Source organism: Prauserella marina (assembly GCF_002240355.1).
Lineage (GTDB): Bacteria > Actinomycetota > Actinomycetes > Mycobacteriales > Pseudonocardiaceae > Prauserella_A > Prauserella_A marina.
The window spans coordinates 4,492,945-4,515,987 of sequence record NZ_CP016353.1 but is presented as its reverse complement, the minus strand read 5'-3'; the positions used below and the strand labels follow the sequence as shown (position 1 = coordinate 4,515,987).

Genomic DNA, 23,043 nt, shown 5'->3' with positions numbered 1-23,043 from the left:
CACGATGCTGCGGCAGCGGGAGGCGGAAGGGGCCGCCGAGACGGGGCGTGAGCCCGGCGCTCGGCGGCACCGCGCCGGACCGCATCCGGTCATGGCGGTGCCCGCGCTGGCGTTCTTCGGCGTGTTCGCCTTCATCCCGCTGATCGGGGTCGTGCTGCTGAGCCTCGTGAACTGGGACGGCATCACGGACATGAACTGGGCCGGTCTCGCCAACTGGGCCGCCGTGCTCGGCGATCCCGGCACGTATCACGCGATCTGGCTCAGCGTCCAGGTGATGGTGCTGAGCTGGCTCGTGCAAACGCCCGTCTCGTTGCTGCTCGGCGTGCTCATCGCGGCGAAAGGCCGGTACCGGGCCGTTCTCGGCGTGTTGTACTTCCTGCCGATGCTGCTGTCCTCGGCGGCCATCGCGATCGCGTTCAAGGCGTTGCTCGACCCGAATTTCGGGATGAGTCTCGCCTTCGGCGTCGAGGCGTTCGCGCAGGACTGGCTCGGCGACCGTGACCTCGCGCTGTACGTGGTCGTTTTCGTCATCGCCTGGCAGTTCATCCCGTTCCACACGTTGCTGTACCAGGCGGGGGTACGGCAGATTCCCGGCTCGCTGTACGAGGCGGCCGAACTCGACGGAGCGGGAAGGGTCAGGCAGTTCTTCCACATCACGCTGCCCCAGCTGCGGTACACGATCATCACTTCGTCGACGCTCATGCTCGTCGGCTCGCTGACCTACTTCGACCTCGTGTTCGTGCTCACCGGAGGAGGTCCGGGCAACGCGACCCGCCTGCTGCCGCTCGACATGTACCTCAGCGGGTTCTCCAGCAACGAGATGGGCAGGGCCAGCACACTCGCCGTTGTGCTCGTGGCCACGGGTCTCGCGCTTGCGCTCGGGCTGTCGCGGCTGACCAGCTTCCGCAGGGGCAGCCAGCAGGAAGGAGCCTGACGACCGTGGCAACCCGTGCTCGGGTCAACATCCCCGGCGGGCTCGCCGGTTTCCTGTGGCTGCTCGTCGTCCTCGTTCCGGTGTACTACGTGGTCATCACGAGCCTGCGCAGCCAGCAGGGGTTCTTCTCGGCCAACCCGCTCGCGCCGCCCGCCGATCCCACCGTGGACAGCTACCTGCTCGTGCTGGACAACGACTTCCTTCGCTACCTGGGCAACAGCGTGCTCGTGACGGGCGCGACCGTGGCCATCACGGTGACGGTGTCGTTGCTGGCGGCCTACTACGTCGTGCGCGGCGAGGGACGATGGGCCGGGCTCACCTACAAGGTGTTCCTGCTGGGCCTGGCGATCCCGCTCCAAGCGGTGATCATCCCGGTCTACTACCTCATCACGAAGGCCCGGCTCTACGACACGCTGCTGGCGATCATCCTCCCCTCCGCGGCCTTCGCCATCCCGCTGACCGTGGTCATCCTCGCCAACTTCCTCAGGGACGTGCCTTCGGAGCTGTTCGAGTCGATGCGGATGGACGGGGCAGGGCACTGGCGAACGGTGGTCAGTCTCGTGCTGCCGCTGGTCAAACCGGCCGTGATCACGGTGGCGGTGTACGACGCCCTCACGGTGTGGAACGGGTTCCTCTTCCCGCTGATCCTCACCCAGAGTCCCGATCAGCGGGTGCTCCCACTGGCGTTGTGGAGCTACCAGGGGCAGTTCACCGTGAACATTCCCGCGGTACTGGCCGCCGTCGTACTCTCCACCCTGCCCGTGCTCGCGCTCTACATCCTCGGCAGAAGGCAGCTCGTCAGCGGGCTCACGGCGGGCTTCGGCCGCTGACGCCCCGATGAGTTCCGGACGTGCCGCGAGTCGAACCTCGAAGACAGGGGACGATCGAGGAGAGGCGACATGGATCTGTACAGCGTCATGCCCGTGAGCGACCGGCGGAAGGCAGTCGAATGGTACGGGGTGTTCTTCGGGCGCCCCGCCGACGAGATCGTCGGCGAGGAACACCTGTGGCAGGTGGGCGAAAACGCGTGGGTCGTGGTCGACGAGCGGACCGAACGGGTGGGCGGCGCGACGATCACGCTCGGCGTGACCGGTCTCGATGACATCCTCGCGAGAATCACCGCGCACGGGCCGGTGGAGACATACGGCAACGGCGTACGTCATGTCGTCGTTCTGGATCCGGACGGCAACGCACTTTCGCTCGCCGAGGGACCGGGGACACCGGATCCCGCGTGACGTGGCCCCTCCGATAGCGCAACGGTTTCCCGTCGCGGCAGCGGGGCCACCGCCCGCCCGCCGATGGCCTTCGTTGTAATCTCTCGCGACCACCAGCACTGGTGGTGTGCCCGAGTCCGCGCGGCATTGACGGTTCGACTGGGTGGGTACCGAGGCGATGGACGCCATTGATGCCGTCGCGGTCCGGGTCAGCTTTGGTGAGGAGTTGATCGGGTTGACCGGCGCCTGTCATGGCAGGGCGACGCTGGCCGGACTGGTGGGCGAGCGGGCCGCCGCGGGATGGCAGCCCGTCACCGAAGGGGAATCGGGCGCGGAGGTCTTCCGCGCGCCGGGCGGCACCGAATACGCCAAGTGCGTGAAGCGGGAGCACGTGGCGGCGCTGGAACAGGAGCGGGATCGCGTCGCCTGGCTGAGCCGCCACGGCGTGCCGGGGCCGAGCGTGCTGGACTGGACGGCGGACGAGACCGGCGCGTGCCTGCTGACGAGCGCGGTCGCGGGAGTACCCGCCGACAAGGCCGACGATGGCGAACTGCGCCGGGCGTGGCCCTCGATCGCGGAGGCGACCCGGGCCCTGCACGAGCTGCCTGCCGGGGACTGCCCGTTCGGCAGAGAACTCTCCGCGATGCTGGCGCTCGCGGACGACGTGGTCGGCAGGGGAGCGGTCGATCCGGACTTCCTACAGCCGGATCAGCGTGACGTCGCGCCGGAGCGGCAGCTCGCCTCGCTGCGCGCCCAGGAGGCGAAGCGGGCGGCGCAGGAGGCCGCCGACATCGTGGTGTGTCACGGGGATCTGTGCCTGCCCAACATCATGCTCGACCCGGAGACCATGAGGTTCACCGGTTTCGTCGATCTCGGCAGGCTCGGCAGGGCCGACCGGCACGCCGATCTGGCACTGGTACTGGCCAACGCGAGGGAGACCTGGCCGGACGAGGAGCGGGCGCGCCACGCCGACGAACAGTTCGCGAAGTACTACGGCCTGCCGCTCGACGCCGAACGGCTCAGGTTCTACCTCATGCTGGATCCACTGACCTGGGGTTAACGGCTGTTTCGAACAACGCGGTCTGGCCGCCGTCGGCGTCGCCGATCATGCGCCTGCACTTGCGGCAGCTCACGGGTGCCGTTGTCGCCACCAGCTCCCCCGAAGCCCCGACACCGGACCACCCTTGCCTGCACGTCGCCGCGGGAAGGGCGAGGCCGCCCAGCCACGGCCGGAACGCGACCCCGTGCACGGTCCGCGAGCGGCCGATCCTGAGCCGTTTGCCCGCGAACACATGCCGTTGCGCCGCGGCGAACGCGGCGGGGTCCACGTGGGGTGCCGGTTCGTCGCCGTGGTGGGTGCTCACCACCCCAGTATGCGCCATCCCCGGAGATCGTTGCTCATGTCCATAGTGGACTGTCGTTTTCGCCGGATGTGCCTTCGGTGAGTTCTTGGTAGCGTGGGGTGATGCTGAGGCTCGGAATTCCTGTGATCGGTGTCGTCGACATGCCCCGCGCCGTGGCGTTCTGGTCTGCCGCGCTGAACTTGGCGCCTACCACCGAATGGGCGAGTGACGGCTGGTGCACCCTCAACGTCGCCGACAACTCGGCGAGGGCGCTGGGGCTGCAACTCAGCGAGTCGCCGGTGGAGGCCCACCCTCGCGTTCACCTCGACCTTTTCGTCGATTCGCCGGAAGAGCAAGCCGCGGAAGTCGAGCGGCTCCTCGGGCTCGGCGCGACGAGGATCGAGTGGGACAGTTATCCGGAGAATCCCGACTTCGTGGTGCTCGCCGACCCCGATGGCAACCCGTTCTGTGTCGTCGACCTCAGCAGGAGCCCCTCGACCTGATCCGTCCACTGTGGACTGAAAGGTGGTCACGGCCGGGGAAGCTGTCGCAAGGCGACCCGCAGCCGCCTTCCCGCCTCGGCGCCGATGGGGTCCAGCCGCATGTCCTCGGCAAGGCCGAGTACCACCTGGGGATCGAGCGCCTCGACCATCGTGGCGTCCCTGCCGGCGCGGACCACGATGCCGGAGGTCACGAGCACACCCATGCCGCGATCGAGGCCGAGCACCTGGAAGGCGAGGTCCGGATGGCAGACGTTCACCAATACCCAGGGCCCGATTTCCTCGCCGACCTTCTCTCTGATCACGGTACTCAGGTCGCTTTCGCCGACCAGTTCGAAACCCTGTGCGGTCAGCGCCGACCTGAGCAGGACCAGTGTCTCCTCGACTCCGGACACGGATCGCACGGTGAAGCCGTAATCCATCGCCGTCCTCCCACAGCAGCCGCACTCGGAACATCCACCGGGGAATACCCCGTCGGCCGGACGGAAACCCTGCCCAGCCGAAGCGCGCGATCTGGTGTGGACCGATTCCCGGCGGGACTCGAAAGGGCGGTGCGGGTATGCCCGCACCGCCCCTTTCCGTAGCGTCAGCGTGCCGCGCCGGTGATCCGGCCCGCGCTCACCTCTGGCCGCAGGTCGAGGCGCCGCAGCAGCTGGGCGTTGAGCGCGACGACGACCGTGGACACCGACATCAGCACCGCACCGACCGACATCGGCAGCACGAAGCCGACCGGCGCCAGCACTCCCGCCGCGAGCGGGACCGAGATGAGGTTGTACCCGGCGGCCCACCACAGGTTTTGCTTCATCTTGCGGTAGCTGGCCTTCGACAGTTCGATCACCGACAGCACCGAACGAGGGTCGTCGCTGGCGAGGATGACGCCCGCCGAGGCGATGGCCACGTCGGTGCCCGCCCCGATCGCGATACCCACGTCGGCCTTGGCCAGCGCGGGCGCGTCGTTGACGCCGTCGCCGACCATCGCGACCTTGCGGCCCTCCTGCTGGAGTTCGGCGACCTTCGCCGACTTGTCCTCCGGTCGTACACCGGCGAACACCCTGTCGATGCCGAGCTCTCGCGCGACGGAGTTCGCGACGGCCTCGGCGTCCCCGGTGATCATCACGACGCTGACGCCGAGTTCGTGCAACGCGTTGACCGCCTGCCTGGATTCCTCCCTGATCTCGTCGGCGAGCCGTAGCGCGCCGATGACCTCGCCATCGGCGAGCACGTGCAGGATGGTGGCTCCCTCGGCCTTCCAGTCCGTCGCGACGGGAAGTTCCTCGCGCCCCTGCTCGTTCAGCAGGTAGGGCCCGCCGATCTGGATCCGCTTGCCCTCGACCGTGGCGGTGACACCGACGGCCGGCTCCGAGGTGAAGTCGCTCGCGCCGGAGAGCCGCAGCTCCCTGTGCCGGGCGGCGTTGACGATCGCCGTGGCGAGCGGGTGCTCCGAGTCGAGTTCGGCTGCCGCGGCCAGTGCCAGTACCTCGTCGTCGTGGTGTCCGGGTGCGGGCTCGACCGCCGTGACCGTCGGTTCGCCCTTCGTGAGGGTTCCGGTCTTGTCGAACAGCACGGTGTCGACGGTGCGCATGCTTTCGAGCGCGAGGCGGTCCTTGACCAGCACGCCGCCGCGAGCCGCGCGTTCGGTGGCGATCGACACGACGAGCGGGATCGCGAGGCCGAGCGCGTGAGGGCACGCGATGACCAGCACGGTGATCGTACGGATCACGGCCGTGTCGGGCACGCCGAGCAACGTCCACACCGCCGCCGTGATCAGACCGGCGCCGAGCGCGAACCAGAACAGCAACGCCGCCGCGGTGTCGGCCAGTCGCTGTGCCCGCGACGAGGAGTTCTGCGCGTCGGTGACCAGTCGCTGGATACCGGCGAGCGTCGTGTCGTCGCCGACCGCGCTGACCTGGACCCGCAGGCCGGAGTCGGTGGCGACGGTCCCGGCGACGACCTGGTCGTCCTTGCCTCTCCTGACCGGCTTGGATTCCCCGGTCACCATCGATTCGTCCATGCTGGCCGTGCCCTCGACGATCCGGCCGTCGGCCGGAACCGAACCACCGGGACGCACCACGACGACGTCGCCGAGAGCGAGTTCGGCGGGGGAGACCGTGACGATCCGGTCGCCATCGACCCGCTCGGCCTCGTCGGGCAGCAACGCCGCGAGCGAGTCGAGCGCTGAGGTCGTGCTCGCCAGTGAGCGCATCTCGATCCAGTGGCCGAGCAGCATGATCACGACCAGCAGGGCGAGTTCCCACCAGAAGTTCAGTTCGTGGTGCAGTACGCCGAGGCTCGCGCCCCACGATGCGACGAACGCGACCGTGATGGCCAGCCCGATCAGCAGCATCATGCCTGGTTTGCGGCTTTTGACCTCGCTGACCGCCCCGGTGAGGAACGGCGTGCCGCCCCACGCGTAGACGACGGTGCCCAGTATGGGCGACACCCACGGAATCCAGCCTGTTTCCGGCAGGTGGTAGCCGACGAGCATGGCGAACATGTCGTTGAAGGCCACGACGGGAATCGCCAGCACGAGCATGATCCAGAAAAGCCTGCGGAACTGGCCGACGTGGTCTCCGTGGCCTTCGTGTCCGCCGTGGCCGGTGTGCTCGTCGTGGCCGGTGTGCTCCGAGTGGGTGACGGCCGCGTCCGGCTGGGTCAGCGTCGCGTCGGGTGTGCCGTGCTGGTGAGTCATGTCGGATCCAGCATGACCGCGCCGCTCGTCGTCCGCACGCCGTGCCTCGTGGGCTCGTGAATCCCGCGTGGCGTCGGTGGCATCGTGTTTCGGGCTCATGGCGATACTTTATACCCCTAAGGGGTATGCGACGCAAGCGTGAGGGTCGTGGCGGTTCGCCGTGGTCGGGCGCGCCCGTGGGCCGGGTCCGGCTAGGAACGGGTGGGGGGTATGGCGCCGGTCTGGTGGTGGGCTTCGCGGGAAGTCTTGACCTCGACAATGATGGAGGTCCTAGCGTGGCTGTCCCGAGGAGAGGAGAGCACCGTGCTTCCTGGACTTGACGAACCCGCGAGACGGCTGGCGGGACAACGCCTCGACGACGAAAAGGAAATCTGGATCACGACCCTGCGCGCCGACGGTCAGCCGCAATCGTCGCCGGTCGGTTTCCTGTGGAATGGCAAGGAATTCCTGATTCTGAGCCAGCCGAAAACCCCGAAAATCCGCAATATCGCGGCGAATCCGAAGGTGTCCCTGCACCTCGATCTCGCGCGCGATCGCGAGGAGGGCAGCGTAGTCACCGTGGAAGGCGAGGTGGTGCCCGTCCCGGCGCCGGTGAGTGACGAGGAGGCGGCCCGTTACGTCCGGCGATACCGGGAGGAGCTACAAGCCGCCGGGTTGAGCGCGGAGGAACTGTTCGCCGAGTTCTCCTCGGTGATCCGCGTGCGGCCGACCCGTGTCAGGCTCATGTGATCGGGCGGTGTCACTCGTCGCTGCTGCCGCTGCCGAGGGGTACTCCGTGCTCGTCGGCGAAGGCCCTTCGGCACAGGCCGTGGCAGAACCCGTAGCGGACGCCTTCGTGTACCAGTGTCAGCGCGTTGTCGTCGAGAGTCACGCTCATGCCACAGATCGGGTCGGTCACCGTCCCGTCCTCCGGTTCCGGGGCGGGGCTGTCGGCAGCGCGGTCGCGGTAGGGCCGGGAGACCAGTTCGGTCAGTTCCATCGTTCCCATGGCCCTGCCGTGAATGCCGATGCCGCCCTCGGTGACGCCGTCGACGAGAACCACCGCGTGCGGTTCGCGGACGATCCGCTCCGGATCGCGGCCCGCCTCTCGTTCGGTCCTGGCGAGGACGCTGGTGACGAACCGCACGGTGTGCTCGGCGACGTCCTTGCGCCATGAGGCGGGAACGGTCACGCGCACCAGATAGCGTGGCGGGTTCGAGGGGGCGGTCGCCGGTCGTTGCCCCAGAACCCAGGTGCTGGGTTCGTGCACCAGCACCTGGGTGAGCAGCCGCTGGGCCTCGATGATCTCGATGGCGTGGCTGTCGTCCTCCACCATCAGGCCGTCGATGAGCCGCCGTGCCAGCACCCGCTGTTCTCGTTCGCTCAACGTGTCGCGGGGGATGAAAACCTCGATCAGCAGCATCTCGGCTCCGTGGTGTTCGGCGGGGTTTGCGCGTTCGGTGGGCTCGCCTCCACTGTGTGAGCTGGGCGGCCTCGGCGAATCCGCCGGGGGAAGACTTCCGGGTACTCGGTGCGGAGTAGGCCGCCGGCGCAGCCGTGCTCGTGGCCGCCGTGGTCCGGCCGCCTCGCGAGTCCCCCGCTCAGCCCGTCGAGTTCCGCACTCGGGCGCGCGAGTTCCGCGTTCAGCCCGTCGAGTTCCGCGCTCAGGACGTCCAGTTCCGCACTCGGGCGCGCGAGATCCGCGTCGGCGATGTCGAGTTCCGCGTTCCGGTCCGCGAGTTTGTCGTGGGTTCGTCGTTTTGTTCGCGTTGTCTGCTTGCTGAGCGCCGCCAGCGGGCGAGCGGCCCCTTCCTGAGCGCGGTGAGGGACCCACTCGCCCCAACGCGGCGCTCGACACGCACGAAGGTGGATCTCGACGCCACGAGCGCGGATCTCGCCTGCACGAGTGCGGATCTCGCCTGCACGAGCGCGGATCTCGCGTGTTTGGACGGGGGACTCGCGGGTGCGACCCGGTCCATTGTGGCCGGTCAACGGCCAAGGTAGGCGCGCACCACGTTGTCCGTGATCCTCGTGATGTACGGGTCGTCCGTGCGAAGTCCGTTGACCCATTCGCATGTGCCAGCCGTGAACACTTCCCCTTCGCCGCGCGGAAACGAGACGATCATGCCCGCGCCCCTGGCGAACCGGCTCTTGTTCTCGCCGGTGTACTCCTCGCCCGCGATACCGGCACGGTAGCGGGCGTCGCCGTCGCCGAGCATGAAGTAGCTCCGGTCGGCGTCGCGCCCTGCCTCGGCGGCCGTCGACCAGTTCATGGCGATGATCCGCAGCCCTTCCGGCGCGCCGTCGGTTCCGGTGGGGTGGGGGAGTCCCTCACGGAACTCGTAGTCGAGACCGTCGACCTCGTAGGAGAACACGGCGGCTTCGTCGCCGAGTGTGTCGGCGTAGCCGAGCCCGGTTCCGTCGAGCGCCCAGTGCTCCGGCCGGAAAACCGTGTAGCCACGCGAAGAACGGGGCGCGAAGGCGCCGAAACCCGCGTACATCCCGCGTAGCGCGTTGACCCCGAAGGTGGTCGCTCCGGGGTTGCCGACCGCCGGGTCCTCCCACGCGCCGGTGAGCAGGTGCCGTGCCTCGGTGCCCGCGACGGGGTCGCGCTCGGCGGCGTCGTACTTGTAGGCGATTTGGGTGTCGCCGCCGTCTTCGAGGCGGATCTGCCACATGAAGTTGCCCGCGAATCTGGCGACCCTGCCGCCCGCCTCGACGAAGTCGTCGACGTGCGTTCGCATTCGAGCGGTCCAGTATTCGTCGTGACCGGCGAATACGGCGCACCGGTACGGGGCGAGGCAACCGGGATCGTCGTGCAGGTCTTCCTGGATGATCAGGTCGACGTCGAAGCCGCTTGCCTCCGCCCACCGGAAGAAGTGCCGTTCGTAGCTCGCCCAGCCGGCCGCCGCGTAGTACTTCGTGTAGCCGTTGAGGTAGGCCCATTCGGCGAATTCGTAGCGAGGCGGCTGGGGTCGCCTCGGCCGGGCCGAGGCGACCATGCGCGGAGCGCCTTCGGGCAGCCAGATCTGTCCCCTCGCCCACGGCCGCTTGGCGGACAGCCGGGGAGATCGTCCCCGCGCGGTGCCTGGATGCAGGCCGAAGTAGTGGCTCGCGCCGCCCCAGTCGTTGTAGGCCGACCAGGTGCAGGTCGCGAGCACCTGCACGAGGGCGTGCGGGCGAGCAGCGGGGGCGCGGACGACGAAGAAATGGTGCCCGAGCGGCTTGGCGTGCTCGCTCGCGGAGGGGTCGCGAAGTTCGACGAGGTACGGGCCGGGACGCAGGTCGGAGGGAAGCGGGAATTCCGTCGTGGCCGTCCAGTCGCAGCCGCTTTCGTAGGCGTCGGCCGCGACGGGCTGGAAGCCGACCGAGTCCAGCGTCGCGCGATGCACGGTGGTCTCCTCCACCCCGTCGCGGAAGATCCGCAGCCCGACTCTCGGCGTGGTGGAGGAGATGAACAGTTCGACGGTGTCGCCAGGCCGGTAGGCCCTGCGGTCGGAGTAGCACCAGGCCGCCGGGTACCCGTCGTCCCTTGGGATCTCGACCCAGACCCGCTGCGGGCCTGGTGGCAGTCCGGAGATGGGCTCGGGAACGAGGTCCCCTCCAGGGCGGGATCCGTTGGCCGTCGTCACGTGGTCCTCCGTTGGCTGTTTCCGGCTCGGTCGATTGTGCGGTCCGCGCTAGGACCCGGCCCGTCCTGGCGTGGTGGCCTCCTCGTCGTCCGCCGCAGGGGTGATGTGGTCGTGACCGCCTTTCGCCGGCGCGGTTTCCGGCACCACGAACAGCGTCAGCAGCGATATCGCGACGGCGATCGCGACGTACCAGGCTGGCATCAGGTCGCTGCCCGTCGTCGAGATCAGCCAGGTCAGTACGAACGGCGAGGAAACGGAGGCGATCACCGAAAGGTTGAAGCCCAGTGACACCCCGGTGTAGCGCACGCGAGTGGGGAACAGTTCCACCCAGGTGCACACGAGCGGTCCCGTGTAGCAGCCGAGCGCGAGCCCGCCCGCGAGCACTTGCAGGGTGGCGATCAGCGGAAGACTCGCGCCTTCCATGATCAGGAAGGTCGGGAAGATCAGCACCAGCATGGCGACGGAACCCGCGAACAGCAGCGGTTTGCGCCCGATGCGGTCGGAGAGATGACCGGCGACCGGAATCGTCACCACGTACACGGCGATCGCAAGCGAGGTCGCGATCAGCGAGTCGCTCGGGCTGTAGCCGAGTTCGGTACGCAGGAAGGTCGGCGTGTAGACGAGGACGACGTAGTAGCAGACCGTCTGTCCAAGAGCGATTCCCGCGACCTTGCCGACGTTGCCGAGCTGGGTCCGCAGGGTTTCCTTGACCGGGGAGGACGCGAGCTCGTCGGATTCGGCCAGTTCCTGGAACGCGCTGGTTTCCTCAAGCCGCAGGCGGATGTAGAGCCCGACGAGACCGAGCGGAATCGCCACCAGGAAGCCGACCCGCCAGCCCCAGCTCTGGAGCTGGTCCGCCGTCAGCGCACCGGCCAGCACGAAGGAGAACAGCGAACCGGCCAGCAGCCCGAGCCCGGTGCTGGAGGGCATGAGGCTGACCATGAGCCCGCGCCGTTTCGCCGGAACGCTCTCCGCGATCAGCGCGGCCCCGCCCGCGTACTCACCGCCAGCCGAGAAGCCCTGCACGATGCGCGCGAGGATCAGCAGGATCGGCGCGGTCACGCCGATGGTCGCGTAGCTGGGAATCAGCCCGATCGCGCCTGTCGATGCCGACATCAGGATCAGCACCAGCGCGAGGGTCTTCTTGCGCCCGATCCGGTCGCCGAATCTGGCGAACACGACGCCGCCGAGCGGCCGGGTGATCACCGGCAGCGCGAAAACGCCGAAGGTGGCAAGGAGCGCGGCGGTCGGGTCGTCGCCGGGGAAGAAGACGGTCGAGATGGTGACCGCCATGAACCCGTAGATGCTGTAGTCGAACCACTCGATGAAGTTGCCGATGGCCCCGGCCACCGTCGCCTTCCGTGAGTTGGCCTTCGTCGTTGCCGCCATACCGTGTCCCTGTCCGTCGAAAGCGGTAGCGCCGAGATCGGCGATACCGGCGACTCGCGTCGGTGGGGAACGCTAAGTGTTGCCACTGCCATAGGGGTAGGCACTCGGAACTAGGGCTGCCATAGCTTTACCCTGACCTTGTCGGAAGATGCCTGGTCAGGAGGTTTCGAGGTGACACTCAACCAGCTTCGCGCGTTCGTGGCAGCCGAGCGACTCGGGTCGTTCACCGCTGCCGCCGCCTACCTCGACATCGCGCAGGCCTCGGTGTCGGAGCTGGTCAGGAGGCTGGAGGAAGAGCTGGACGCCGTGCTGTTCGTGCGGGGCTCGCGGCGGCTCACCCTCACGGCGGCGGGCACCGAGCTGCTGCCCTACGCCCGCGAGAGCATCGCCGCCGCGGACGAGGGCGCGAGGGCGGTGGGCTCGCTCGGCTCGCTTGGCGGGGGAACGGCGACCTTCGGCGTACTCCGCAACGCCGACTACTACCTGCTCGGCAACCTGGTGCAGACCTTCCACCGCCGGTATCCGGCCGTGCGAGTGCGGCTCGTCGGCCAGAACTCGGCCGAGACAGCCGCGGCCATTTCCTCCGGTGACATCGAAGCGGGCCTGATCGTGCTTCCCGTCGACGACGACGATCTGGTCATCACCCCGCTCATGACGGACGAGGTGGTCTACGTCAGCGCCGATCCGGCCAGGACCGCCGAACCGGTCACGATCGAACGGTTCGCCGAGCGGCGCCTCGTGTTCTACGACGCGCATTTCGGCTGGAAGGACCCGACCCGCAGGCAGCTGGCCGACCGCGCGCAGCTCGCGGGCGTCCGGGTCGAACCGATGATCGAGATCGAGCACGTCGAGGCCGCGCTGAAGCTGGTCGCGGCGGGTTTCGGAGACACCATCGTCAGCTCGGCGCTGCTGAACAGCCCGACTTTCCCTCCCGGTCTGCACACCGCGTCGTTCAGCGAACCGCTCTACGACACGATCGCCTTCGCCCGCAAGCGGGGACGGCCGCTGTCGAGGGCGACCCGTGAGTTCGCCAGGCTCGCCGAGGACGCGATCAGTGAGGTGCGGGGCTCAGCACCCCGGCCCCGGCTTCCCGGTCGCCCGGTCTGACCTGCGGAGAATCGCCGCCATCGGATTACCCTGGTCTTTGCCCAGGAGTCACCCCTCTGGTCCTGTGCCTCGGATTTCCCTACGTTCGTCGCCATGCAGATCACTCCCTCCGAGGCGGCCCAGCTCGGTCCGCTGACCTGGCTCAAGAAGCCCGCCGTCGACGGTCCCCCCGCGCAGCGGGACCCGAAGGTCATCGCGCGGGTCACCGAGATGCTGACCGAGATCGAACGCCGAGGGCTCGACGCCGTTCGCGCCTACTCCGAGGAACTCGACGGCTGGTCAGGTTCACTCGAACTCGGCGAGGCCGAGCTGCGCCGCTCGGGGGACGCGCTGCCGCCCGACGTGCGGGCCGCGCTCGAACTCGGCCACGAGCGGACCAACCGGTTCGCCCTCGCCCAGCGCGAACACCTGACGGACTTCGAGATCGAGCTGGCCCCTTCGGTGATCTGCGGTCAGCGTTACGTTCCCGTCGGCAGGGTCGGCGCCTACCTGCCTGCCGGGAGGTTCCCGTTGCTGGCGAGTGCCTTCATGACCGTCGGCGTCGCGAAGGCGGCCGGGGTGCCCGCGGTGCTGGCCTGCACGCCGCCTTCCGGTGAGCACGGGGCGCACCCGGCCGTGCTGTACGGCGCCTACCTTTCCGGTGCGGACAGGGTGTTCACCATCGGCGGAGTGCAGGCGCTCGGCGCGATGGCGTTCGGGCTGCTGGACGAGGCCCCGGTCGACATGCTCGTCGGCGCGGGCAACGCGTTCGTCACCGAGGCCAAGCGGCAACTGTTCGGCAAGGTCGGCATCGACCTGCTCGCCGGCCCTTCCGAGGTCGCGGTGATCGCCGACGAGACCGCCGACCCCGAATGGGTCGCGGCCGATCTGCTCGGGCAGGCCGAGCACGGCCCGAACTCGCCTTCGGCGCTGGTCACCACGTCGGAGTCGTTCGGAAGGCAGGTCGTGGCCGCGATCGAACGGCAGCTGGAGACGCTTGCCACCCGCGAGATCGCCGGAGCCGCGTGGCGCGACTACGGGTCGGTCGTCGTGGCCGCCGACGCGAGGCAGGCCGCCGAGGTCAGCGACGTGTGGGGACCCGAGCACCTGGAGATCCAGACCGCCGACGACGAGTACTTCCTGGAGAACCTGACCAACTACGGCTCGCTGTTTCTCGGAAGGTGGAGCACCGTCGCCTATTCCGACAAGGGCATCGCGGGCACCAACCACGTACTGCCGACGGGCAAGACCTCCCGTTACAACGCCGGTCTCTCGGTGTCCCGGTTCCTCAAGCCGCTGACCTATCAGCGGGCAGGCAAGGAGGGCACGCCCGCGCTCGCGCCTTCCGTCGAGCGGGTGTCGGCCTTCGAAGGGCTCGCCGCGCACGAGGCCACCGCGACGATCCGCATCGACGAGGTCGGCCGTCACTCGGGGGCCTTCGAAGGGACCCCGGCCGTCGACCGGTCCTGACCGCGGTCAGGGTTCGTACCGGTACAGCTCGAACCGGTCGTCGGTGGCGCAGGCGAGGTACGAGTCGCCGAAGACACAGCGATTCGGCATTGTCGTGAGTGTCGCCGCGTCGGCGCTCAGCAGTCGGCTGGCGCCGGTCACGGTGTCGAGGTACACGGCTTTGTCGACCCCGACGACGACGAGCCGGTCCTTGCCGGGGTAGCCGAGTCCGAGCACCTTCCGGCGCGGGGCGGTGACCTCGCCCGTGCGGGCGTCGACGACGTCGAACCCGGTCTCGCCGGTCGCGGAGACGAGAATGGTCGCGCCGAGCGGACGGAAGACCTGGTCGTCCTGTTCCCGTTCCCAGCGGAGTTCTCCGGTCGTGCTGTCGATGGCGTGGGTGCGCAGGTCGTGGTCCCGAGTCTGGGTGAGCAGGCAGACCGTGGTGCCGTCGCAGAGCCTGAGCGAAGAGCCCAGCCGCGCGCCGGTGTCGAAGGTTTCCCTCCACGCGGGGAGGCCGGGCTCGGCAAGCGCGTAGGCCGCCACCTCGACCGTCGAGCCGGAGCCGGTGAGGACGTAGAGTGAATCATCGGCGAGCAGCACGTCTTCCGGTCGCTTCGCCAAGGCGAGGTCTGCCTTCACCTTCCCGCTCACCTTGTCCCTGACCGTCGTCTTGCCGGTGTGAATCGCGGTGTGTGAAAGCAATTCGCCGCCTGCTCCGGCGGGCAGCGGGTTGGATATTCCGGGGTCGACCGTGTTCTGGTCCGTCATCCAGAACGACTCGGAGTCCAGTTGGGCTTTCACGAGGCCCTCTCCTGGAAAGGTCGGGTCAGGTTCGAACGACGTGCCCGAGGGTGATTCGGCGAGCGTCCATGGTGGACTTCCGAGATCCTGGAGGTCGTATACCCGCAGAGATTCGCTTTCCATCTCCCGTGCCACAAGGTGCTCGCCGGAGATGAGCCATGGCTGGATGTCCTTGAGAGTTCCCTTTTCGGCGCCGGTTTCGAGGTCGAGCACCGCCAGCGAGCCGCCGTCGTAGGTGACCACCAGCGAGTCCGCGACCGAGATAGACAGTGAACGACCGTCGTGCCCGAACTCCTTGTGCCACTTCACCCGGGAATCCGGGGACGTGGCCGCGAGGACGGCAACGTCGTCGTCGCTGAACACACCGAAGGCGATGTCGCCGCGCAGTCCAGTGTCGGCGACCCGGTAGGAACCCGCTTCGAAGAAGTCGCCGGTGTCGATGGTCTCCAGGAGGGAAACCTCGATGGGCTGGAAATCATCGGAGGGCTTCGCGGTGCCGGGAAGGGGCTCGTTCGCGAGGAGCTTCGGGATGACGACGACACCCGTGACGACGCCGATGCCGACACAGAAGAGCAACGACAGCCAGATCGCCGCCCGCCCGCCGTCGGCGGCGCGCCCGGTGCTCGGGGAGGGACTGCGCATGCGGTCAGTGTCGGGCGCCGCGCTTTCATCGCGCTCTCATTTCCGGAGGCGAGCAGGGAGAGGTCCTATGTGGACAGTCAAGTACGCCCGTCTTCGGACGGCAACACGACCCTGAACATGGTCCCCTCACCTGGTGCGGAGCTGACGGTGACCCTTCCCCCGTGTGCCTCGACGACCGCGGCGACGATGGAAAGCCCGAGTCCCGCGCCTCCGTTGCCGCGTGACCGGGACGGGTCCGCTCGGTAGAAGCGTTCGAATACGCGCCCCAGTTCCTCTTCGGACATCCCGCCGCCGGTGTCGGTGATCTCGACGACCGCGCCGTCGCCGGTGTCGCGCACGGCGACGACGGCTGACGCCTCACCCGGGGTGTGCCGCAAAACGTTGGAAACCAGGTTGCCGAGCACCTGCCGCAGCCGCGCCGCGTCACCCGTGACGACAACGGGCCCCTCGGCACGCAGGGTGAGCTCCCTTTCCGGTTCGGTCGCCAGCGCGTCGGTGACGGCGTCGGCGGCGAGGCTCGTCAGATCCACCGGTTCCCTGCCGAGCGGGCTGCCCTGATCCAGTCTGGCGAGCAAGAGCAGTTCGTCGACGAGTTCCCCCATCCGCTGGGCTTCCGATTCGATGCGGCCGACCACTTTCGCCAGGTCGGCGGGGCGCTCGGCCGCGCCGCGGCGGAACAGTTCCGCGTGGCCCCTGATGGTGGCGATCGGAGTGCGCAGCTCGTGCGAGGCGTCGGCGACGAACCTGCGCAGCCGCTCCCGCGATTCGTGCCGCTCGGCGAAGGCGGTCTCCAGCTGACCGAGCATCGAGTTCAGCGCCGCCGACACCGTGCCGATCTCGGTTCCGGGCTTGGCTTCCGGCACCCGTCTGCTCAGGTCGCCTGACCCGATCTCTCTCGCCGTGTCCGCGATGTCGTCGAGCGGGCGAAGTCCCCTTCGCACCGCGCGCCACGACAACAGCGCGACCGCGACTAGCGCAACGCCTCCCGAGACGAACGCGACGGTCATGGCCCGCGACAACAACTCGTCGGAGCGTTCGGTACGCACACCGACCACGAGTATCTTGCCGTGCTCACCGGCGAAGCTCGTCCTGATGAGCCAGTTCGGCCCGCCGGTCGCCCCGTCGGCCAGCGCGGTTTCCGCCGAGAAGAACCGTTCGCCGTCGGGGTTGTCCGCGCTCGGCCGGTCCGGCCTGTGCTCGGCGGGAAGCTGGTCGGGCAGCGAGGGCAGCGGCCCGTAGCCGACGGTCTGGAGCAGCTTCCCTTCGGCGTCGCGAAGCTGGAACAGGGAGGGAACGTCGCCGTCGGTCGCCAGCTCTCGCCAGACGGTGCCGATGTCGCCGGGTGTCCCCGAGGAGTCGAGCCGGACGGTGCCGTCAGGCCGTTCCCGCAGGGTGTCCGCGAGGTGCCGTCCGGCCGCCGTCAGCACATCGTCGTTCTGTTCGCCCTTCCAGTCCTGCAAAGCTCCCGAGGTCGCGCCGAGCGCGAGCACGAGCCCGAGGGCGAGCAGGCCGACCACCGTGACGATCAGGCGGGTCCGCAGCGACATCAGCGCTTGCCATCGGGCAGGCGCACGATGTAGCCGACGCGCGGGATGGTGTGGATCAGCGGCTCCGCACCCGCGTCCACCTTGCGGCGCAGGTAGGAAATGTAGGTCTGCACGACCCCGTCGTTACCGCCGAAGTCGTATTCCCACACGTGATCGAGGATCTGTCGTTTGGAAAGCACCCTGCCCGCGTTCGCGACGAGGTAGCGCAGCAGGGTGAACTCGGTCGGTGTCAGCTCGATCGCCCGCCCGCCCCTGCGTACCTCGTGAGCGTCGTCGTCGATTTCGAGGTCGGCGAAGGTGAGGCCCCCGTTCGTGCCCTCCGGCTTCGCTCTGCGCAGAACCGCGCGGATCCGCAGGATCAGTTCTTCCAGACTGAACGGCTTGGTGACATAGTCGTCCCCGCCGACGGTCAGGCCCGCGATCTTGTCCTCGGTCCCGTCCCGTGCCGTCAGGAACACCACGGGCGCGGTGCGGCCGTTGCCGCGAAGCCTGCGGCAGACGTCGACCCCTGACCCGTCTGGCAGCATCACGTCGAGCACGATCAGGTCAGGGGCGAACGAGTCCACCAGTTCCGTCGCGGCGCTGCCCGTTCCGGCGACCGCCGTCACGAAGCCCTCGTAACGCAGCGCGGTGGACACGAGGTCGGCAAGGTACTGCTCGTCGTCGACGACGAGGATGCGGGTCGGTAGTCGGCTCACCACCGCTTCAGTGTGACCTGTCGTTCTTAAGAAACTCTGTGACAGCGAACTCCAAGGCGGTTCGAAGGGCGCCCGAAGAAACGTCGGCTGGGCTGTCGGCATGGAAAAACTGTCGAGGTTCGTGCTGAGACACCGGCGCCTCACCAGCCTGCTCACCTTCGCCGCCGTGCTGCTCGGCGGGGGCGCGCTCGCGCTGTTGCTGCCCAACGTCTCCGAGAACAACGCCTATCCCGGCATGCCGGGATACGAGGCCAACCAGCAGATCATGAATACCTATGGCACCGGCGGCTACGAGCGGCCCTTCGTGCCGGTGATCAGGTTTCCGGACGGCATGCCCGTGGACAGCGGGCCCGCGGTACAAGCGGTCAGGGCCGCTTTCGACGCCGTCGAGGAGGTGACGGGTGCCAGGGTCGTGTCCTACGCCGGGACCGGCGACGACCGGTTCGTCGGCGACGACCGGCGCACCACTTTCGGGCTCGTCTTCGGCGGGCCCGTCGAGCAGGGAGGCATCCCCGGCAGCGCGCTCGGCGAGGGCGCCGAGCTGGACACCGCGATCGACGGCGCGATGCGGCCGTTGTTGCCGGAGGGCGCGTCGCTGCGGGTCACCGGGCTCGACACGCTCGCGACGGGCGCGGACGCGGGTGGCTTCAACGTGCCGGTCAAGCTCGCGGTCACGGTCGGTGCCGCGATCATCCTGCTGGCCTGGGTGTTCCGCTCGGCGCTGGCCTTCGTGCCGCTACTGACGGCCATGATCGCGTTGCCTGCCTCGTTCACCGGTCTGCTGGCCGCGAGCCTGCTGATCGACGTCCACGAGACGACGCTGATCATGATCCCCCTGTTCGGGCTCGGAATCGCCATCGACTACGCGCTGATCCTGGTCACCCGGTGGCGGGAGGAACGAGGCAGGGGCGTGACCGGCGACGAGGCGGTCCACCGTGCGATGGCCACGGCGGGGCACGCCGTGGTGTTTTCCGGAGCCGCCGTGGCCATCGGCCTGCTGGCGATGATCGTGCTGCCCATCCCGCTGCTGCGCAGCCTCGGTGTCGGCGGCACCCTCGTCGCCGCGACGAGCGCGCTGGTGACGCTCACCGTGCTGCCGCTGGTGCTGTCGAGGGCCGGTCACCGGCTGGAGCGTGGCCGGGCAGCGTCGAGCACCGCCGTCCGCGAGGAGCGGGCGAGCCGAGCGTGGACGGCGCTGGCGCGCGTGGTCGTCCGGCGTCGCCGCATCGTGCTGCTCGGATCGGCCGGGGTACTGACGGCGTTGTCGGTCGTGGCGTTCGGCATCAACCTCGACGTGCCGACGACGGACGACCTCGCGACGTCCGGAGGCGGTCGTGACGGTCTCACCATGCTGGAGGAAACCGGAATCCCCTCCGGCACGCTGACGTCGTTCGATGTGTACGTGCCCGAGGAGGGCGACGCGGGCGCCGTCGCCGACGTCGTGCGTGCCGTGCCGGGGGTACACGGCGTCGTCGCCCCCGGAGGGCAGGCGTGGCAACGGGACGGCTCGGCCCTGCTGACGGTGCTGCCGTTCGACGAAGGCGGTTCGGAAGCGGGCAAGGACACCGTCGCCGCCGTGATCGAGGCGGTGCCGGACGGCGTCCTCGTCGGCGGCAACGTCACTCAGCAGATCGACTACGTCGCGGTGACCTACGGAGCGTTTCCCTGGATGCTCGCCGTGCTCTCGCTGATCACGTTCGTGATGCTGGCGAGGGCGTTTCGTTCGATTCTCCTCGCGCTCAAGGCGGTCGCGCTCAATCTGTTGTCACTGGGTGCCGTGCTCGGCGCGATGGTGATCCTGTGGCAATGGGGCTGGGGAACGCGGGAACTGCTGGGTATCCAGCCGGACGGCGCGATCGGCACGTTCGTTCCCGTCACGATCTTCGCGTTCCTGTATGGCTTGTCGATGGACTACGAGGTGTTCATCCTCGCCAGGATGCGGGAGGAATACGACCGGTGTGGGTCCACAATGGAGGCCGTCGTGCGGGGAATCGGCCGCACGGGGCGGCTCGTGACGTGCGCGGCGCTGATCCTGTTCTTCTCCTTCGCTTCGATGGCAACGGGTGGTGAACTGGATGTCGCGATCTTCGCCTCCGGTGTCGCGCTGGGCATCATCATCGACGCGACCCTGATCCGCTCACTACTGGTGCCCGCGTTCGTGGCGATGATGGGAAAGTGGAACTGGTGGCTACCCGGGTGGGCGGCCGCCGTGCTGCGGGTGCCGCCGTCCCCGTTGCGGGAGGAATCCAGGGCAGGGCAAGCGGAGCGACCGGTCATGTCGGCCGGATGAGGCGGAGGGCGAACAGACGAAGTTCTTCGACGGACCGGATACACGTTTCGGCTTCGGCCCATCCGACGTGGTCGACGGTGCTGGTGAGGTCGGCAAGACGCTTGCCGAGCTGGTTGACGAGAGCGAACCGGTCGTCGAATCTGGCGCGAAGGATTCTGCTGGCCAGAAAATCGTCGGGGTCGCAGGTGATGCGGAGTCCGTGGTGGGCGAGCACGGCGACGGCGACGAGATGGGCGGCCGACGCGGTCAGCAAGAAGGCGGATTTCGGGGAACCGTCGAGGATGCGCCGGGCCCCGCGAAGATGGTCGGCAGCCGTGTCGAGCGCCTGCCGGGTGTGTCGCGGGGTCGCCTCGACGTGTTCGACGGCACCGACGTCGACAAGATCACGCACGATGGTTCCGATGTCGGGAAGGCCGCCGTCCTGAAGGCCGGACGCGGTGGCCGAGACCTGCCGCGTCGCCGCGGTGAGCCGGATCGCGCCGGGCCGGTTCGTGGTGGTGAACCGCATCCTGACGCTGACCGGCCTGCGGAGCTGACGTTCGCATCGCCGCGCGGCGGCTGCGACGTCGGCTCGGCCGGGAGCCGGTTCGTCATGGGAGATCCGGAAGTCGACGACGATCTTCGACGGCTCGTTCGACGTCGCCCCTGTGCATTGGTTGCTCCAGTCGCCGAGTACCGACACGCTCGACGTCGCGGCCAGACTCGAAAACTCGGTCTCGACCACGAGGGGGACGGCATAGGTCAGCCGCATCAGTTCGGTGAGGGCCACGACCGTCGAGGTTCGTTCTCCGGCGCGGACCCTGGCCCTGTCTTCGCCCTTGCGCTCGACGACTATCCGGGCCCTCGTGAGAAACCGGCAGTGCCGCCGGACGGTCTTCGTGGCGCAGCCGGTCTTTTCGGCGATCTCCTCGTAGGAATGCCAGGTGTCGCGGTTCAACAGCAGCAGTGCGAGGACCCGGCCCAGATTGTCGGATCCGATGAAAGGGCACAGCCGGGAGCCGGGTGCTTGTCGTGGTGCCGGAACCGCGATCTCGCCCGGCAGCGCAGGCGATGTCGTGGCTCCGGCGGCCTTCTCCAGTTCCTGTTGCGGCACTCCGAGGACCGTGGCGAGCCATACCCGTGAATCCTTTCGGGGGACCTGCTTTTTTCGTTCCCACCGGGCGATCAGCTCACGGTTGACGGTGTGCCGTCCCGACGTGGTCGCGAGGACGGTCGCGAGTTGATACTGGCTCAGACCACGTGCTCGGCGGGCGGTTCGGATGACGTCCCCGATCTCGGGGGAGTTGTTGCGAGACATGACTGATGAACATCCCCATCCTCGGCGTGCCTGAAGCGAGCCGGTCGGAACCAATCGTCACTCCACGGGTTCGTACGTCCACGCTATGTCGTCTAATGGCTTGTGCGCAGTCCCGCGCGCGACCGATCTTGGTCATTATGCGAACCTCGGCGCATCGGGATCGGCGTGTCCGTCCAAACCGGACCGGAAGCCGGGACCGCGTGATCGGCCGTCGTGGGGCAGGGTCAGCCGGCGGGACAGGTGACGGCGACGAGGCCGAGTAGCACGCAGGCGCCGGTGATCGTCGGCAGTACCGCCGCCGTCATGCCGGTGAGCCCGCAGAAGATCATCCTGGACACGGCGCCGGGCTGGGCGGGTCTCCCGCGAAGGCGCGCGAGCCTGACCTCTACGGCCTCGTCTCCCATCGCGAGCGCCGTGCGTGGTGTTCCGCCGCCCGCGATTCCCAGCAGGGCCCTGTGGACGGCCGACGGCCCGCACGAGCGGGCGGCCGCCGTGTCGGCGGCGAGTTCGACCAGCTGCCTGATGGCCGAGGGCGCGTTTCGGAACAGCGGAGTGAACGGCAACGCGGCGCTGAGCACGTCGGCGCAGGTGACCAGGAGATGGTGACGGCCTCGCAGGTGTGCCCGCTCGTGTTCGAGCACGGCGTCGACCGCCCCGCGATCAAGATGCCGGACCAGCCCTTCGGTCGCCACGACGACCCCCGTTCCGCCTGCCAGGCTGAAGGCGAGCGGCCGGTCGTGCGCGAGCCACAGGGTGGCAGGCGAGCCCGGTTGCCGTCGCGCGGCCAATCGCAGGACGGCGAGCTTTTCCTCGCGCCGGCGTGCTCTGTGCCCTGCGCCGCGAGCCGCGACGACGAGCAGCCGGACCAGAAACGCGAGCAGCAGCACGACGCCGGAAAGTCCGGCGATCACGTCGGTGCTGGGCGGCGAACCGTGCCGCAGCGCCGCCCAGCACCAGTGGATCACGGCCAGTACGGAGTGTGCTCCGCCGTGATCGGGCGCCAGCAGCAGGCCGACCCCGGTGACGACGGCGAGCACGGTGCCTGCCATGGAAACGAGCCAGGCGACGATCAACGGGAGCGGATCGTGACGGCGAAGATCGATTCGCTGGAGCAGCGTGGGCACGAACCAGCTCGCGGCGAGCGCGCCCGCGAGCAACGCGACCGCGATGGTCATCGGCGCCGCGCCCGCTTGCTCTTGAGCGCGCTGCGGAGCAGGTCGGTTTCCTCAGGGGAGCCCGAGGCGACGAAATGCAGCAGCACGGCTTCCGGATCGCCGGAGGAATCGAGCACCTCGCGCAATGCTCGCGCCGCGGCTTCCTCCCTGCTGAACGCGGGCTGGTAGTGGTAGGCCCTTCCCCTGAGTTCGCGCTCGGCCCATTCCTTGCGGTGCAGGTTGTCCAGCACGGTCATGACCGTCGTGTAGGCAAGCTGCTTTCCCGTCCTGAGCCGTGCCACGACGTCGCGGACCTTGAGCGGCTCGCCCGCTTCCCAGAGCACGTCCATGACGGCGGCCTCCAGCTCACCAAGCCCGTGCATGACACCTCCCGCG

General features: G+C 68.5%; 22 protein-coding genes. 10 read left to right on the top strand and 12 right to left on the bottom strand.

The annotated features are described in order from the left end of the window. Window positions 1-4 precede the first annotated feature (4 nt). From BAY61_RS21180 to BAY61_RS21165, 4 genes are all read left to right on the top strand, one after another. Window positions 5-934: a carbohydrate ABC transporter permease gene (locus tag BAY61_RS21180; RefSeq protein WP_091810281.1), complete on the top strand. Its 930-nt coding sequence runs from the start codon at window positions 5-7 to the stop codon at window positions 932-934. Between the two features lie 5 nt (window positions 935-939). Further along, window positions 940-1,764: a carbohydrate ABC transporter permease gene (locus tag BAY61_RS21175; RefSeq protein WP_420848868.1), complete on the top strand. Its 825-nt coding sequence runs from the start codon at window positions 940-942 to the stop codon at window positions 1,762-1,764. A 69-nt stretch (window positions 1,765-1,833) separates the two neighbouring features. Further along, window positions 1,834-2,169, top strand: a complete 336-nt coding sequence (locus BAY61_RS21170) for a VOC family protein (RefSeq protein WP_091810159.1) — start codon at window positions 1,834-1,836, stop codon at window positions 2,167-2,169. A 142-nt stretch (window positions 2,170-2,311) separates the two neighbouring features. After that, window positions 2,312-3,208 carry an APH(3'') family aminoglycoside O-phosphotransferase gene (locus BAY61_RS21165; protein WP_245865305.1) on the top strand — a complete coding sequence of 299 codons (897 nt, stop codon included), beginning with the start codon at window positions 2,312-2,314 and terminating at the stop codon, window positions 3,206-3,208. Here the strand turns inward: BAY61_RS21165 and BAY61_RS21160 are convergent. Continuing rightward, entirely contained in the window at window positions 3,180-3,512 is a 333-nt protein-coding gene (locus tag BAY61_RS21160; protein ID WP_176879882.1) for a hypothetical protein, read from the bottom strand. The two genes, BAY61_RS21165 and BAY61_RS21160, sit on opposite strands and share 29 nt — an antisense overlap. A 101-nt stretch (window positions 3,513-3,613) precedes the next feature. Here BAY61_RS21160 and BAY61_RS21155 point away from each other — a divergent pair, with 101 nt between their 5' ends. Next, a complete protein-coding gene (locus BAY61_RS21155; RefSeq protein ID WP_091810156.1) occupies window positions 3,614-3,994 on the top strand; it encodes a VOC family protein in 381 nt (126 codons plus the stop codon). Between the two features lie 26 nt (window positions 3,995-4,020). On the opposite strand, the gene BAY61_RS21150 is transcribed toward BAY61_RS21155, so the two are convergent. Both BAY61_RS21150 and BAY61_RS21145 read right to left on the bottom strand, forming a co-directional pair. Next, window positions 4,021-4,413 carry a DUF302 domain-containing protein gene (locus BAY61_RS21150; RefSeq protein ID WP_091810154.1) on the bottom strand — a complete coding sequence of 131 codons (393 nt, stop codon included), beginning with the start codon at window positions 4,411-4,413 and terminating at the stop codon, window positions 4,021-4,023. Window positions 4,414-4,577: 164 nt separating this feature from the next. After that, entirely contained in the window at window positions 4,578-6,779 is a 2,202-nt protein-coding gene (locus tag BAY61_RS21145; protein WP_245865303.1) for a heavy metal translocating P-type ATPase, read from the bottom strand. A gap of 204 nt (window positions 6,780-6,983) precedes the next feature. Here BAY61_RS21145 and BAY61_RS21140 point away from each other — a divergent pair, with 204 nt between their 5' ends. Beyond that, entirely contained in the window at window positions 6,984-7,409 is a 426-nt protein-coding gene (locus BAY61_RS21140) for a pyridoxamine 5'-phosphate oxidase family protein (RefSeq protein WP_170140143.1), read from the top strand. Between the two features lie 10 nt (window positions 7,410-7,419). On the opposite strand, the gene BAY61_RS21135 is transcribed toward BAY61_RS21140, so the two are convergent. Continuing rightward, the gene (locus BAY61_RS21135) at window positions 7,420-8,082 is read right to left on the bottom strand and encodes a hypothetical protein (protein ID WP_091810147.1); all 663 of its coding nucleotides are present in this window, start codon (window positions 8,080-8,082) and stop codon (window positions 7,420-7,422) included. Between the two features lie 140 nt (window positions 8,083-8,222). Between BAY61_RS21135 and BAY61_RS21130 the strand changes: the two genes are divergently transcribed. Further along, complete coding sequence (locus tag BAY61_RS21130) at window positions 8,223-8,663, top strand: hypothetical protein (protein ID WP_143021463.1); 441 nt, start codon at window positions 8,223-8,225, stop codon at window positions 8,661-8,663. Here BAY61_RS21130 and BAY61_RS21125 read toward each other — a convergent pair. Continuing rightward, window positions 8,648-10,291, bottom strand: a complete 1,644-nt coding sequence (locus tag BAY61_RS21125) for a N,N-dimethylformamidase beta subunit family domain-containing protein (RefSeq protein ID WP_091810143.1) — start codon at window positions 10,289-10,291, stop codon at window positions 8,648-8,650. The two genes, BAY61_RS21130 and BAY61_RS21125, sit on opposite strands and share 16 nt — an antisense overlap. Before the next feature lie 48 nt (window positions 10,292-10,339). Further along, complete coding sequence (locus BAY61_RS21120) at window positions 10,340-11,680, bottom strand: MFS transporter (protein WP_091810141.1); 1,341 nt, start codon at window positions 11,678-11,680, stop codon at window positions 10,340-10,342. 171 nt (window positions 11,681-11,851) lie between these two features. Here BAY61_RS21120 and BAY61_RS21115 point away from each other — a divergent pair, with 171 nt between their 5' ends. Together BAY61_RS21115 and hisD are read left to right on the top strand one after the other, a co-directional pair. Further along, window positions 11,852-12,787, top strand: a complete 936-nt coding sequence (locus BAY61_RS21115) for a LysR family transcriptional regulator (protein ID WP_091810139.1) — start codon at window positions 11,852-11,854, stop codon at window positions 12,785-12,787. Window positions 12,788-12,880: 93 nt separating this feature from the next. Further along, a complete protein-coding gene (hisD, locus tag BAY61_RS21110; RefSeq protein ID WP_091810138.1) occupies window positions 12,881-14,236 on the top strand; it encodes a histidinol dehydrogenase in 1,356 nt (451 codons plus the stop codon). Between the two features lie 6 nt (window positions 14,237-14,242). Here the strand turns inward: hisD and BAY61_RS21105 are convergent, their stop codons facing one another. The 3 genes from BAY61_RS21105 to BAY61_RS21095 form a co-directional block, all read right to left on the bottom strand. Beyond that, the gene (locus BAY61_RS21105; protein ID WP_091810137.1) at window positions 14,243-15,661 is read right to left on the bottom strand and encodes an outer membrane protein assembly factor BamB family protein; all 1,419 of its coding nucleotides are present in this window, start codon (window positions 15,659-15,661) and stop codon (window positions 14,243-14,245) included. 77 nt (window positions 15,662-15,738) lie between these two features. Further along, on the bottom strand, window positions 15,739-17,208 hold the full coding sequence (locus BAY61_RS33385) for a sensor histidine kinase (RefSeq protein WP_211323521.1): 1,470 nt from the start codon (window positions 17,206-17,208) through the stop codon (window positions 15,739-15,741). After that, entirely contained in the window at window positions 17,208-17,909 is a 702-nt protein-coding gene (locus BAY61_RS21095; protein WP_245865301.1) for a response regulator transcription factor, read from the bottom strand. Before BAY61_RS21095 ends, BAY61_RS33385 begins: the two co-directional genes overlap by 1 nt. Window positions 17,910-18,006: 97 nt before the next feature. Between BAY61_RS21095 and BAY61_RS21090 the strand changes: the two genes are divergently transcribed. After that, on the top strand, window positions 18,007-20,196 hold the full coding sequence (locus BAY61_RS21090; protein ID WP_091810133.1) for an MMPL family transporter: 2,190 nt from the start codon (window positions 18,007-18,009) through the stop codon (window positions 20,194-20,196). On the opposite strand, the gene BAY61_RS33050 is transcribed toward BAY61_RS21090, so the two are convergent. The 3 genes from BAY61_RS33050 to BAY61_RS21075 form a co-directional block, all read right to left on the bottom strand. Next, on the bottom strand, window positions 20,180-21,493 hold the full coding sequence (locus tag BAY61_RS33050; RefSeq protein WP_110057684.1) for a helix-turn-helix domain-containing protein: 1,314 nt from the start codon (window positions 21,491-21,493) through the stop codon (window positions 20,180-20,182). The two genes, BAY61_RS21090 and BAY61_RS33050, sit on opposite strands and share 17 nt — an antisense overlap. 224 nt (window positions 21,494-21,717) lie before the next feature. After that, complete coding sequence (locus BAY61_RS21080) at window positions 21,718-22,668, bottom strand: M56 family metallopeptidase (protein ID WP_091810132.1); 951 nt, start codon at window positions 22,666-22,668, stop codon at window positions 21,718-21,720. Further along, complete coding sequence (locus BAY61_RS21075; protein WP_091810276.1) at window positions 22,665-23,030, bottom strand: BlaI/MecI/CopY family transcriptional regulator; 366 nt, start codon at window positions 23,028-23,030, stop codon at window positions 22,665-22,667. Before BAY61_RS21075 ends, BAY61_RS21080 begins: the two co-directional genes overlap by 4 nt. Between the last annotated feature and the right edge of the window lie 13 nt (window positions 23,031-23,043).

Coding starts and splice junctions, on each gene's coding strand:
- BAY61_RS21180 (WP_091810281.1), top strand. CDS start 5: ATGCTGCGGCAGCGGGAGGCGGAAGGGGCCGCCGAGACGGGGCGTGAG.
- BAY61_RS21170 (WP_091810159.1), top strand. CDS start 1,834: ATGGATCTGTACAGCGTCATGCCCGTGAGCGACCGGCGGAAGGCAGTC.
- BAY61_RS21155 (WP_091810156.1), top strand. CDS start 3,614: ATGCTGAGGCTCGGAATTCCTGTGATCGGTGTCGTCGACATGCCCCGC.
- BAY61_RS21150 (WP_091810154.1), bottom strand. CDS start 4,413: ATGGATTACGGCTTCACCGTGCGATCCGTGTCCGGAGTCGAGGAGACA.
- BAY61_RS21145 (WP_245865303.1), bottom strand. CDS start 6,779: ATGAGCCCGAAACACGATGCCACCGACGCCACGCGGGATTCACGAGCC.
- BAY61_RS21135 (WP_091810147.1), bottom strand. CDS start 8,082: ATGCTGCTGATCGAGGTTTTCATCCCCCGCGACACGTTGAGCGAACGA.
- BAY61_RS21120 (WP_091810141.1), bottom strand. CDS start 11,680: ATGGCGGCAACGACGAAGGCCAACTCACGGAAGGCGACGGTGGCCGGG.
- hisD (WP_091810138.1), top strand. CDS start 12,881: ATGCAGATCACTCCCTCCGAGGCGGCCCAGCTCGGTCCGCTGACCTGG.
- BAY61_RS21105 (WP_091810137.1), bottom strand. CDS start 15,661: ATGCGCAGTCCCTCCCCGAGCACCGGGCGCGCCGCCGACGGCGGGCGG.
- BAY61_RS33385 (WP_211323521.1), bottom strand. CDS start 17,208: ATGTCGCTGCGGACCCGCCTGATCGTCACGGTGGTCGGCCTGCTCGCC.
- BAY61_RS21090 (WP_091810133.1), top strand. CDS start 18,007: ATGGAAAAACTGTCGAGGTTCGTGCTGAGACACCGGCGCCTCACCAGC.
- BAY61_RS33050 (WP_110057684.1), bottom strand. CDS start 21,493: ATGTCTCGCAACAACTCCCCCGAGATCGGGGACGTCATCCGAACCGCC.
- BAY61_RS21080 (WP_091810132.1), bottom strand. CDS start 22,668: ATGACCATCGCGGTCGCGTTGCTCGCGGGCGCGCTCGCCGCGAGCTGG.
- BAY61_RS21075 (WP_091810276.1), bottom strand. CDS start 23,030: ATGCACGGGCTTGGTGAGCTGGAGGCCGCCGTCATGGACGTGCTCTGG.